General features: G+C 54.2%; 9 protein-coding genes and 1 tRNA gene. 5 read left to right on the top strand and 5 right to left on the bottom strand.

Features of this window, described 5'->3' with window-relative positions:
- On the top strand, positions 1 to 433 hold a 433-nt coding region (locus tag BLR25_RS16335; protein ID WP_143009844.1), incomplete at its 5' end, for a transposase.
- A 169-nt stretch (positions 434 to 602) separates the two neighbouring features.
- Here the strand turns inward: BLR25_RS16335 and BLR25_RS16330 are convergent.
- The 3 genes from BLR25_RS16330 to BLR25_RS16310 form a co-directional block, all read right to left on the bottom strand.
- The gene (locus tag BLR25_RS16330; RefSeq protein WP_091939043.1) at positions 603 to 1,247 is read right to left on the bottom strand and encodes a DUF2026 family protein; all 645 of its coding nucleotides are present in this window, start codon (positions 1,245 to 1,247) and stop codon (positions 603 to 605) included.
- A gap of 284 nt (positions 1,248 to 1,531) precedes the next feature.
- Positions 1,532 to 1,843, bottom strand: coding sequence for an integration host factor subunit beta (locus tag BLR25_RS16320; RefSeq protein WP_091939039.1), 312 nt, complete (start codon positions 1,841 to 1,843; stop codon positions 1,532 to 1,534).
- A gap of 702 nt (positions 1,844 to 2,545) precedes the next feature.
- A tRNA-Val gene (locus BLR25_RS16310) sits at positions 2,546 to 2,620 on the bottom strand.
- A gap of 77 nt (positions 2,621 to 2,697) precedes the next feature.
- Here BLR25_RS16310 and BLR25_RS16305 point away from each other — a divergent pair.
- The 4 genes from BLR25_RS16305 (at position 2,698) to BLR25_RS16290 (ending at position 9,807) form a co-directional block, all read left to right on the top strand.
- On the top strand, positions 2,698 to 3,717 hold the full coding sequence (locus BLR25_RS16305) for a tyrosine-type recombinase/integrase (RefSeq protein WP_091939036.1): 1,020 nt from the start codon (positions 2,698 to 2,700) through the stop codon (positions 3,715 to 3,717).
- Between the two features lie 125 nt (positions 3,718 to 3,842).
- Positions 3,843 to 5,396 (top strand): type I restriction-modification system subunit M, encoded by a 1,554-nt coding sequence (locus BLR25_RS16300; protein ID WP_091939033.1) that lies wholly within the window; start codon positions 3,843 to 3,845, stop codon positions 5,394 to 5,396.
- Positions 5,393 to 6,604 carry a restriction endonuclease subunit S gene (locus BLR25_RS16295; RefSeq protein ID WP_091939031.1) on the top strand — a complete coding sequence of 404 codons (1,212 nt, stop codon included), beginning with the start codon at positions 5,393 to 5,395 and terminating at the stop codon, positions 6,602 to 6,604. Before BLR25_RS16300 ends, BLR25_RS16295 begins: the two co-directional genes overlap by 4 nt.
- The gene (locus tag BLR25_RS16290; protein ID WP_091939029.1) at positions 6,601 to 9,807 is read left to right on the top strand and encodes a type I restriction endonuclease subunit R; all 3,207 of its coding nucleotides are present in this window, start codon (positions 6,601 to 6,603) and stop codon (positions 9,805 to 9,807) included. The genes BLR25_RS16295 and BLR25_RS16290 overlap by 4 nt, the downstream gene beginning before the upstream one ends.
- 284 nt (positions 9,808 to 10,091) lie before the next feature.
- On the opposite strand, the gene BLR25_RS16285 is transcribed toward BLR25_RS16290, so the two are convergent.
- Complete coding sequence (locus tag BLR25_RS16285; protein WP_091939027.1) at positions 10,092 to 11,945, bottom strand: hypothetical protein; 1,854 nt, start codon at positions 11,943 to 11,945, stop codon at positions 10,092 to 10,094.
- A complete protein-coding gene (locus BLR25_RS16280) occupies positions 11,938 to 12,120 on the bottom strand; it encodes a hypothetical protein (RefSeq protein ID WP_091939025.1) in 183 nt (60 codons plus the stop codon). The genes BLR25_RS16285 and BLR25_RS16280 overlap by 8 nt, the downstream gene beginning before the upstream one ends.
- Positions 12,121 to 12,279: the final 159 nt, after the last annotated feature.

The following is a 12,279-nucleotide window of genomic DNA, read 5'->3' as shown; positions in this document are numbered from 1 at the left end:
TCGCTGTCCGGCAGACAAACCCCTGCGCAAGCAATGGCGTATATTCAAAAAGCCACGTACTCGCATCACCAAAGCAGAAACCATCATCTATCGCGCCCAGCAATCTGATTGCGCAAGCTGCACAATGAAGTTCCAGTGCTGTCCGAACATGAGATCCCGCATGATCCACCGCAGCATTCATGAGGATGCTCGTAATGTGGCACGCCAGATTGCGACGACACTCGAGTATCAACGCTCATGCTGCGAACGGAAGAAGGTCGAAATGCTGTTTGCCCATCTCAAGTCAATCCTGAGGCTTGATCGCTTACGTCTACGTGGGCTGACTGGCGCGACTGACGAATTCACGCTGGCAGGCATCGCTCAGAATCTCCGTCGCATGGCCAAACTCACCAGCCAAGGACCGCCCTTCAACAGGATAGGTGCGCCCGCTTAACGCGAAACCCTACAGATCAACTAACAAGCCGGGCGGCAAAGCCCGAATGAAACGTCCGAAAGGGCTGTGAGGCAGTTCCCGTTGCCTGCCGCCCCACCTCAAACCCGATTTCAATTCGAGTTTTTCAACAGAATCGCCGAAAATCAGCCCCTTGAGAATACGGAGAGTATTACCAAGCCCCCGTGATCCGCAGGGGCGACAGACAAACTTCTTCGGCATTCCCCGCTTGATCCTCTATTCCAATACTCGGCGCAATCTTCCTGGGCGGACGGGCATACCATTGATCGCATATTCGAACCAGGTCCGAACACACCGGATTTTCCGCAAACCCCGTCATCAAGTCTGTCGTCAATCGATCGTTCGGAATGTGGAAATATGCACCTGGCTTATCAATTCCAATCGCACTGACATCAGCAATCACAGGTTTCTGGAACATGAATCGCGGAATGGATTCGACCTTGCGATCAGCAGACGCCGCCTCGTTAAACAAGGGTGCCATCAGATCGACGACCCATCCATCGACTTCAACCCAGCAATGGAAATGATCGCTATCTGCAAGGTACGCCCCACTCGTAGTTTTTCCAAAAACAATGGAGAACTTGCCTGATCCACTGACGTTATACCCCGCCACGCCGGCAACCGGGGACGCCGAGTCCAGTTTGTGATGCCGCTTGATCAGATACGCCCCTGCAACTGAAAAAAAGAGGGACGACTTTGTCGGGTCGCTCTGTTCGGTCGCACAAACGGCATGGATTGTCCGAAATAGCCGCTCATATTCCGGAAGGGTAATCGGTGGTGTCGTGCGTTTTGCCATGCTGATCTCTGCAGAGGTTATTCAATTCGGCATTATCCAGTGTCAGCGTAACGAGGTAAAACGCCACCTCCTTGGGATGTCCTCAGACGTTAGACGCCAAGCCCTGCACAAACCGTTACCCAAACACCTTGAAGCCGACACAGACGGGGAGATCGCTCAGTCGTACACTGCAATCATTGCTTCAGCATCCCCTGCTGACAATGTTTGACCCTCCCTGACTCATCGCAATGATGAGATTTATGTCCCGTGCCACACTGGCGCGGGATTTTTTTATCCGCAATTCGTCAGGCGACCTTTCTCGCCAAGACCGGCCTGGCCGATGCATCCACAGCCTCCCGCATTTCCTTACCTGCCTTGAAGTGAGGCACCCATTTTTCCGGGACATTGACGACTTCGCCGGATTTCGGGTTACGCCCAATTCTGGGGGGGCGGTAGTTCAGCGCAAAGCAGCCGAACCCGCGAATCTCGGTTCGTCGCCCCGCCAAAAGCGCCAGGCTGATTGCATCGGTAATTTCCCGAACGGAAGCATCCACATCTTTGGCGGTCAGCAGCGGAAAACGCGCCGCCAAAAGTTCTATCAAGTCAGATCGGGTCATTCGATGATTCTATAACGACACAAGGCCAAATCAAACAAAGACTTATTAGAATTTATCTTTTACGCCGTCATCCGTGCGCAAAGGCACTTGCACATGCGCTTCGCTTTAAACGGACTCGCGCCAATGAGGATGACATGAGTGCGCCGTTTGGATTTGCCCAACGCCAATTCCAATTCAATGCTCTCACAAGCGAAGCCGTTACCGACCGATTCATCGCCCCCAAAATATCGATCATTGAGGCGCTTCAGACCTTTGCCAATGACTTCCTTGCCCTTCGGTCTTCGCCGGCCGTTCGCAGAACAGCATCATCTGTCAAGCTCGCCCGACAGGCAGCGTTCGATTTGACAGTCCGGACTCTACGAATGGAATCAGCCTGGCAGCAGCACGCAAACGATTCAATTCAGAGCTAGGCAGGTTTTTTCTTTCACTGCCATTCCTGTGCAAGCAGCAACAAACGGACGCTATGCATCCCTCGAGGAATGACCAAGAAAGCTCGCGATGAGTAACAACAGGAAACCTGAACGGACTATCGCGGCCATTTTCCAAAGTCATTGCCACTAGCGACGGGTCCGGGTGTCATAGGCAATCCATGGGAATGGAGTGCAGTCGTGCTTGACAGCCAGTTGCAGAAACTGACTTCCACATATTTTTCCCACAAAATAAAAAAGCCACTTTAAAAGTGGCTTAAGTATTTGCATCGATTGGTGCGCGGTACTGGGATCGAACCAGTGACCCCTGCCGTGTGAAGGCAGTGCTCTACCGCTGAGCTAACCGCGCAATCGAGGGGCTTTCATAGGTGTCATTGTCAGTTTTATACCTCGTTTGTCACCCTGCTGTCACCCGGAGTATCAAGGATGGCAACTATCAGACAACGAAATGGGCATTGGCAGTGCATTATCAAGCGCAAGGGATATCCGACCTTATCGAAAACTTTCGAGCTTCGTAAAGATGCTGAAAGATGGGGAAGGCAGCAAGAAAGGGCAATCGACGCTGGTCAATGGATGGATCGCACGGAAGCCGAGCAGACAACTCTAGGTGATCTGCTCAAACGTTACTCATTAGAAGTCAGCAGCAAAAAGCGTGGGGCAGACGTCGAGATGATTCGCATCGAAGCCTTGCGCCGTTCCAAGTTGGCACTGTTCTCAGTCGCTGGAGTAACGTCCCAACGGTTAGCCGAATGGAGAGATCAACGTCTTGAAGAGGTTTCTGGCTCAACAGTCAGCCGAGAGTTGACGCTAATCAGCCATGTATTTTCTGTGGCAATAAGAGAATGGGGATTCGCCCTTCAAAACAACCCCGTCAGTCTCATACGAAAACCAGCCTTCGAAAAACCAAGGGATCGAGTACTTACCGAAGAGCAAAGGCTAGCCCTTCTGACATCTGTGGGCCGGTGCAGAAACCATTGGATAAGGCCGGTAGTTGTTTTCGCGTTGGAAACGGCAGCCAGGAGGGGGGAAATACTGTCCCTGAGATGGGACGACATAGATATGGTCCGTAAGGTGGCAAAAGTCTCGGGGAAAACTGGCTGCCGCAACATTCCTCTGTCGCCAACGTGTATCTCCCTCTTGAAGTCATTGCCTCGGAGCCACGAAGGTCGCGTCTTTCCGGTCACGGCTGAAACACTGAAGCAAGCATACAAAAGGGCTGTAGATAGATCAGGAATCGAAGACTTCACTTTTCACGACCTTCGACACGATGCACTGACCCGCCTTGCCAAAATGGGATTCAACATCTTGGAACTGCGGACAATATCAGGTCATGCGACCGCCAACATGCTCCAGCGTTATGTTTCGATTGATGCCGGAGACCTTGCAGGAAGGCTGGCTGGACAAAAGATATCCAGAGAAGGCCAAAATTTGCGAAGGGTTCGCTGATCCCGCCAGAGTTGGTCGCTTGCTGATTTCTTGATATCGGTTGTTGGTTGGTAGGCGGACTGATTCCTGCCGAGTACAATTCTCGGTGAATAAAAATCAGTCTAATCCCAGAAAACAAAACAACAATGACCATCGACCTGAATCAAATCGAATCCCGCCTGTGGGCAGCGGCTGACCAACTCTGGGCCAATACCGGTCTAAAGCCTTCCGAGTTCTCCAATCCAGTCCTTGGGCTGATCTTCTTACGCTACGCCGAGAAGCGTTTCCACGAAGCCGAGGCCAAACTGATCGAAAGTGGTCTCGACGTATCCGAGATCGAGACGTTCGACTATCAGGCCGAGGGGGCGCTATTCCTTCCTGAAAATGCCCGATTCTCCTACCTGCTCGACTTGGCCGAAGGGCAAGACGTAGGCAAGGCGGCTAACGAAGCCATGGCGGTTGTCGAGGCTGAGAACGAAGAACTGAAAGGTATCCTGCCGCGTTCCTACGGGAAGCTCCCAAATTCCGTCCTGATCGAATTGCTGCGTCTGATGAACGACCTTGGGAAAATCGAGGGGGACGCCTTTGGGAAAATCTACGAGTACTTCCTTGGCAAGTTCGCGCTGGCGGAAGGCCAAAAGGGCGGCGTGTTCTACACCCCGACCAGCATCGTCAAACTGATCGTCGAAATCATCGAACCCTACCACGGCAAGATTTTCGATCCGGCGTGTGGCTCCGGGGGTATGTTCGTCCAGAGTGCCGAATTCGTGCAGCGGCATCAGAAACGCGCCAGTGAGGAACTGACCGTCTTCGGAACCGAGAAGGCCGGTGACACTGTCAAGTTGGCCAAGATGAATCTTGCAGTGCATGGCCTCTCGGGGGACGTTCGGGAATCCAACACCTACTACGAAGACCCGCACAAGGCCCTCGGCAAGTTCGACTTCGTAATGGCGAACCCTCCGTTCAACGTCTCAGGAGTCGACAAGGAGCGCGTGAAGGATGACCCAAGGTTCCCCTTCGGTATCCCGACCACTGACAACGCCAACTACCTCTGGATTCAGCTCTTCTACACCGCGCTGAACGAGACGGGTCGTGCTGGCTTCGTCATGGCGAACTCGGCAGGGGACGCTCGGGGTACGGAACTGGAAATCCGCAAGAAGCTGATCCAGGCCGGGGGCGTGGATGTGATCGTCTCGGTCGGGTCCAACTTTTTCTACACGGTGACCCTGCCGTGTACCCTGTGGTTCTTCGATAAGGCGAAGACCAAAGGCGAACGCAAGGATCAAGTGCTGTTCATCGATGCACGGGGTTACTACCGACAGGTCAGCCGGGCGATCCGCGACTTCCTGCCCGAGCAGATCGAGTTCCTCTCCAACATCGTGCGGCTGTGGCGTGGCGAAGCAGTCGAGACAGGTGCTGGTAGCCAAGAGATGCTCCAGCAGCAGTTCCCTGAGGGTGTCTACCGGGACATCGCAGGGGTGTGCAGAGCAGTGAACCTAGCTGAGATTGAGTCGCAAGGTTGGAGTCTCAATACAGGACGCTATGTTGGGGTTGCAGACAAGGGGGCGGACGACTTTGATTTTGTTGAGAGATTTGAAGCATTGACGGAAGAGTTGGAGTTGCTGAACTTCGAAGCTGGCGAATTGGAAAAAGCCATTAGTGACAACGCATCAAATCTTCTCTCCATTTCAGCCTCATGAAGAAAACTGGCCATACAAAAGTGCAATTAGGAGAAATTGCTACTGTTTTCTCCGGGTTTGCATTTAAGAGTTCCGACCTCGGAAGTAGTGGAATACCCGTGATCAAGATTGGGAACATCCAAGCTGGGTGCGTCCAGTCTCGCTGTGCGGACCATTTCCCGAGAGAGCTTTTTACCGGCAAATTAGACCGATACGTTTTACAGCAGGGAGACAGCTTAGTTGCTATGACCGGAGCCGGAAGTGTAGGCAAGTTTGGTCGGATGCTAAAAGTGTCACAACGGTTTTTGGTCAATCAGCGTGTTGGAATTATTCGACCTGATAAGGCCAAGTGTGATCCGGCCTTTGTTTTTTATGTTCTGTCGCTGCCGAATTATGAGAAGACCTTGTATGCCCAAGGACTTGGAGCCGGACAGCCAAATGTAAGTGCAAAGCAAATATCTGATCTGGAGCTGCCGTTCCCTCCATTGAAAACTCAACGCTGCATCGCCTCCATCCTTTCCGCCTACGACGACCTGATCGAAAACAACACGCGACGGATTGCCATCCTTGAGGAAATGGCCCGGAGAATCTACGAGGAGTGGTTTGTCCGCTTCCGTTTTCCGGGGCATGAACAGGTGAAGATGGTGGAGCCGGAACTGGGGTTGATCCCTGAGGGGTGGAGCTATCAGCCACTGGGTGTTCTTGCCGAAGTTCAATGGGGCGATACCACGAAAACAAAAAAGGCTTACGTTAAAGATGGTTTCACTGCATACAGCGCCTCTGGACCAGATGGAAAACTGTCTTACTTTGATTTCGACCGAGAGGGGATTGTCCTTTCTGCCATTGGTAATGTGGGATTGACTTGGTTTGCTCGGGGGAAGTGGTCGTGTATCAAGAACACCATTAAATTTTGGGCGCGTAGTGAGCAAGGAGTATCGAATTCCTTCCTTTATTTTGCTACCAAGTCGCCTGATTTTTGGCCAAAGCGTGGAGCAGCTCAACCTTTTATTTCTCTTGGAGATGCGCGTGCCTGCAAAGTACTAACCCCTGCGGAAACGTTGGTACATAAATTCGACCATACTGTTGCGCCGATGTTTAAGCTGGTTGACTCGCTTTCAAACAAAAATACCAATCTCCGCACTACCAGAGACCTCTTGCTCCCCAAGCTCATCTCCGGCGAACTCGACGTTTCCAATCTGCCCGAACCTGAGGAGGCCATCGCGGCATGACCACCGTTCTCACAGCCAAGGAAGTCACAGCCACCTACGGGGAACTCGCTCTGGTCGAGCTACCCGCGATCAACTGTTTCGCATCACTTGGTTGGGAGACGGCCAACCTCTACAACGAAACCTTCGGGCCGGATGGAACAGAAGGACGCAAGTCAGCCGCCGAAGTCATCTTCGTGCCTCGCCTTCGCAAGGCACTGGAGCGCATCAATCCGGGTTACCCAGCTTCTGCCTATGAACAGGCCATCGAGCAACTGACCGAGGACCGCTCGAAGCAGATACCGGTCAATGCCAACCAAGCCTTCTACAAGTTGCTGCGGGACCGGGTGAAGGTCGACATCACTGACGACGAAGGCAACCCACGGACGGTTGAGCTTTCGGTCATTGATTGGAACACCCCGGAGAACAACGACTTCTTCCTTGCCCAGCAGATGTGGGTATCGGGGGAGATGTACAAGCGCCGCTGTGACCTGCTCGGCTTCGTCAATGGCATTCCGCTTGTCTTCATCGAACTGAAGGGGCCGCACGTTCCCCTGAAGTCCGCCTTCGACGACAACCTGAAGGACTACAAGGGCCAGAGTATCCCGCAGCTCTTCCATCCCAACGCCTTTATCCTACTGTCCAATGGCTCACAGACCCGCGTGGGCACTCTGACCAGCCCTTGGGAACACTTCTTCGAGTGGCGGCGGATCGACGATGAGACCGAAGCAGGTTCCACCAGTTTGGAGACTGCCATTCGTGGTCTCTGCGACAAGCGGCGGCTGCTCGACATCGTGGAGAACTTCACCCTGTTCGAGTTGGCACGGGGTGGCTTGATCAAGAAGGTCGCGAAGAATCATCAGTACCTGGGTGTGAACAAGGCCATCGCCCAGATGATCACGCTGCGGGAATCCGGAGATGTTGAAGCGGCGAAGAAGCTCGGGGTCTTCTGGCACACGCAGGGGAGCGGCAAGAGCCTCTCGATGGTGTTCTTCACCCAGAAGATTCTCCGCAAGTTACCCGGCAAATGGACGTTCGTGATCGTCACTGATCGTTCCGAACTGGACGACCAAATCTACAAGACCTTCACGGCAACCGGCGCGATCACCGGGGCGGAAGTTCATGCCAACAGCGGGGAACACCTGAAGCAACTCCTGTCTCAGGATCAACGCTATGTCTTCAGCCTGATCCAGAAGTTCCACACGGACAAAGGCGAGGCTTATCCGCAGATTTCCGACCGCAACGACATCATCGTGATCACCGATGAAGCCCACCGCAGCCAGTACGACATCTTCGCGCTGAACATGCGCAATGCCCTGCCCAATGCCGCCTTCCTCGGTTTTACCGGGACGCCGCTGATTGCCGGGGAGGAGGAACGCACCCGCGAGGTCTTCGGGGATTACGTTTCAGTCTATGACTTCGCCCGATCCATCGAGGATGGGGCCACGGTGCCGCTCTATTACGAGAACCGGACGCCAGAGCTTCAGATCGTCAACGAGAACCTGAACAAGGACATCGAGAAGCTCCTCGAAGAGGCCGAACTGGACGAAGCCCAAGAGAAGAAGCTGGAGCGGGAGTTCGCCCGTGAATACCACCTGATTACCCGCGATGAGCGACTGGAGACCATCGCCACCGATCTGGTGAAGCATTTCCTTGGTCGAGGTTACCGGGGTAAGGCCATGATGGTCTGCATCGACAAAGCCACAGCGGTGCGGATGTACGACAAGGTTCAGGCTCTCTGGAAAAAACAGTTGGCCGATCTTCACGAACAACTGAAGACCGCCACTGGGGACGCCAAGGAGGTGCTGGCCGAGAAAATCATGGTCATGCAGACCACCGACATGGCCGTGGTGGTGTCGCAATCCCAGAACGAGATTGAAGACCTGAAAGCCAAGGGGCTGGACATCGTTCCGCACCGGCAGCGGATGATCAACGAGGACTTGGACGAGAAATTCAAAGACCCGGACGCCAGTCTTCGCTTGGTCTTTGTCTGCGCCATGTGGATCACCGGCTTCGATGTGCCGACCTGCTCGACCCTGTACCTCGACAAGCCGATGCGGAATCACACCTTGATGCAGACCATCGCTCGGGCCAACCGTGTGGCACCGGGCAAGAGTGCTGGTCTGATCGTCGATTATGTGGGCATCTTCCGCAACCTTCAGGACGCCCTGCGTATCTACGCCAAGCCCAACCAACCGGGGCAACTGCCGATCAAGGACAAGACGGCGCTGATCGAGCAACTGGAAGGGCTGCTCAAACGGGCAGAATCGTTCTGTACGGGTCTCGGCATCGATCTGAAGGGGGTCGTTAACACCCCGCCGGAAAAACGCCTGGAAGCTCTCCAGAAGGCCATGGACGTGATCCTTCAGGCAGGAGAAGACACCATCAAGGCGTACCTGCTCTTGGCTGGTCAGGTTGCCCGAACTTTCAAGGCCATCCTCCCCGATGCCGAGGCCAACGCTTACGCCCCCATGTCCGTCTTGGTGTCTTACCTTGGCGCGATGATCAAGGCGCTGCGCCCAGCCCCGGACATCTCCGGGGTGATGAGCGACTTGGATGCCCTGCTCGATGACTCGATTGCTACCGAGGGCTACCGCATCGGGAATCGCCCACAGGCTGAAGCACTGATCGACCTGTCGCAGATCGATTTCGCGGCCCTCCAGAAGAAGTTTGAGGAAGGCAAGAAGGCGACCGAGACCGAGAAGCTGAAGGGGCAGATCGAGCAGAAACTGGAGAAGATGGTCCGTGAGAACAAGGGGCGAATCGATTTCATGGAGAAGTTCAAGAAACTGATCGATAGCTACAACGCATCAAGCCACAACCTCGAAGCCTTCTTCAAGGAACTGATGGATTTCGCCCAGAGCCTGACGGAAGAGGAACAACGGGCGCACCGTGAGAACCTCTCCGAAGAGGAACTGGCGATCTTCGATCTGCTGACGCAACCCGAGCCGATCCTGAGCGACAAGGAAAAGGACGACGTGAAGAAAGTAGCCAAGGAGCTACTCGCCAAGCTGAAGGCCGAGAAGCTGGTCCTTGATTGGCGACTGAAGACCCAGACCAAGGCTGATGTCGAGCGAACCATCAGGGACTTCTACATCAAACTGCCGAAGGCCTACACGCCCGATCTGAAGAAGGACAAGCGGGTGAAGACCTACGCCCACATCTACGAGAATTACTTCGGGGCGGGACAAAGTGTTTATCAAGGGATGTCTGCCGGGTTGCACTGAGGGTAGCCTGATCGACAACCTGAAAACGACAGATAGCAAGAGGACGAGGACTGCCGGTGTGAGCCGACAGCCCTCTGAAGTGATACTGATCAGGGCATCCTCCTTCATGGTTATTCACCAATAAAAGCTATTGCCCGGAGACTACCGCTTGACCTTCAAACGATGACACTCAAGACCCCGTGACGGGATGTTCAGCTGTTCCGTTTGTCGGCCAAGCGATTGATCTCACGAAAAGGACAAATCTTCTATAAACCAAAGTATTTAGGAAGAAATGTCCTTTTTGGTCAGCACCCGAAGAGATACCCCATCCTGACCAGCGACTGCCCCTGACGTTGCCATAGTCCTGAACTGCAGACTTTCTGGATGGCTCGGTCGTAGAGTTTCCTCAGCTTGTCGATCTGAGCGTCGAGCGACAGGGCCTCACGGATTTCTTTGGTCGGCACCTTCGCTCGATCTTCGGGTTGCTTGTCGAGGTAAGCCTTGATCTCCATGGCCTTGATGTCGATCTCACTGAGCCTAGCGTCGTCGGTCACAAACGTCGGCACCCAGACATTCCACTTCATTCCCGGCATGATGGACTGAAGAGCCGCCTGAAGGTTGTTCTTGCTGTGGAAGAGATACACCTCCATCGCCTTGGCCTGACCGTTTTCAACCACGCGACACGCACCTCGGCTGATTGCCTGATACACCGAGTGTGCAATCTCGCTGTCGAGAACCTCCTCCACCTGCTTGTGGCTGGTAGAGACCTCGTAGCTGTCTTGCTGCCCGATAATCCGGGAGGCAATCGTCAGGTGAGGCAGGTGAAGCAAACCAGCGAGAATGACGACCTCGCAGTGGGAGAACTGATTCAGGCTGGTCTCGTCGCCCCAAGTGAGGATATTGATCCGGGGGTTGCCTTCAGGAGTTCTGGCCTTGATGTCGATCCCAACATCCTCAAGATCACGCAGGATCACCGACGGGATATCGATCTCGTTGGCCCGAGGCTTGAACGTGAAGATAAGGATGGACTTGTCTTGGGGAACTCGCTCGACAACCTGAGCGATCTCCCTCGACATCGTGCGATCCGTCAGCCAGCGTTTGCCGAAGTTGTCGCTGGTGGTTTGGCGTCCGCTTGGGTGCTTCATCTGATACATCGTCACCCGGTCGAAACGCTTCACCTCGCGAATGTATGCAGGGCTGCTGTCGACAATCGATGAATCCATCTTCACCAATTCCCGGATCGGATACGAAGCATCGAGGATCAGGATGTTGTTCAATTCAGGCGGAACGCTGATCTGGTACCAGACGAGGCCCTCATCCTGCTTGGTCAGCAACAGGCGCAACGGGGAGCCAACGACATCAAGGAAGCGCAGGATGGTTTCCCACTGCGAACTTTTGCCAAGCAAGGAGCGGAATCCATCAAGATCAATCCACTCTGGGGCACCGATGGCAACAACCGGGGATGCCTTTGGGTTGCCCTTGTACTGATGCAATGCCTCCTTGATGGCTGCGACGCCTTCATCAAGAAAGCTGAACAGGGGCAGGAACCGGCTTTCAACATCCCGCCCGCGCACGTTCTCCTTGAGGGCCGCGATTTCCATCCTGAGCTTTCGCTCCGAGATCACCTCGCAGTCCGACCGAATCAGGCTCTCGTCGTAAATCATCAGCGCACGGATCTGGCCGCGATGCTCGACGAAAAGAGGCTTGTCGTTGCCACCACGGACTCGGGCATGGGTAACCAGTTGGTAGAGCCGGTCATCGTCATCGGTCGATGGAAGGGAGGCGTCTCGGACGCTATGCTTGATCCCGATCAGCCGCTCTGGAACCCCAAGCAGCATCAGTTGCCGCTTCAGATCACACAAAGCCTCAACCTTGGACGCAGACACGGAAACTGACACCCCGTGGTGTCCCAGACGGTGCAGTGCAGTGATCCACGCGATGATGGCCGACGTTTTTCCACACCCCGTACCAAGACTGAAGGCACGGCGACCAGAGATTGCACCCGTCGCGTAACCGGTCATTTCCTCAAGCATTGCCTGAAGGGCTTGGCGGTGGAGGTCGGAAAGCCGGTTGCCGTTTTGCTCCAAATAGCTGATCAGGATGTCGTAGGCTGTGCTAATCAGCAGTTCGGCTTGTTGAACGGAGAGACGCTCAGTCATCACATTTACTCCCGGCAATCAGTTCCTGATGCTGACGCAGCATGATTGCCAATACCTGGCTGTTGCTCAGCTTCACGTTGTGCTGACGCTCATACTCTCGCTGGAAGTGCTTCAGATGGTCGAAGGTCGGGATAGACAGAGAGAAGTTACGAAAGACACATTTCAGATCATTCATTGAATACCTCATGCAGAAACGAAGAGACCCCCGGTGGGTTGCCCCAGCGGAGGTCTAGCGGGTTAAATAATCGACAAGCAAAATAGCTTGTCGCGGACCAAGGACGAGCAGCGCGTTGGCTCATCCCTAAGGGGGGCAGTAATTGGCTAGATGCCACTT

The organism is Propionivibrio dicarboxylicus, from assembly GCF_900099695.1.
GTDB classification, from domain to species: Bacteria; Pseudomonadota; Gammaproteobacteria; order Burkholderiales; family Rhodocyclaceae; genus Propionivibrio; species Propionivibrio dicarboxylicus.
This window is presented reverse-complemented; position numbering and strand designations above follow the sequence as displayed.

Coding starts and splice junctions, on each gene's coding strand:
- BLR25_RS16330 (WP_091939043.1), bottom strand. CDS start 1,247: ATGGCAAAACGCACGACACCACCGATTACCCTTCCGGAATATGAGCGG.
- BLR25_RS16320 (WP_091939039.1), bottom strand. CDS start 1,843: ATGACCCGATCTGACTTGATAGAACTTTTGGCGGCGCGTTTTCCGCTG.
- BLR25_RS16305 (WP_091939036.1), top strand. CDS start 2,698: ATGGCAACTATCAGACAACGAAATGGGCATTGGCAGTGCATTATCAAG.
- BLR25_RS16300 (WP_091939033.1), top strand. CDS start 3,843: ATGACCATCGACCTGAATCAAATCGAATCCCGCCTGTGGGCAGCGGCT.
- BLR25_RS16295 (WP_091939031.1), top strand. CDS start 5,393: ATGAAGAAAACTGGCCATACAAAAGTGCAATTAGGAGAAATTGCTACT.
- BLR25_RS16290 (WP_091939029.1), top strand. CDS start 6,601: ATGACCACCGTTCTCACAGCCAAGGAAGTCACAGCCACCTACGGGGAA.
- BLR25_RS16285 (WP_091939027.1), bottom strand. CDS start 11,945: ATGACTGAGCGTCTCTCCGTTCAACAAGCCGAACTGCTGATTAGCACA.
- BLR25_RS16280 (WP_091939025.1), bottom strand. CDS start 12,120: ATGAATGATCTGAAATGTGTCTTTCGTAACTTCTCTCTGTCTATCCCG.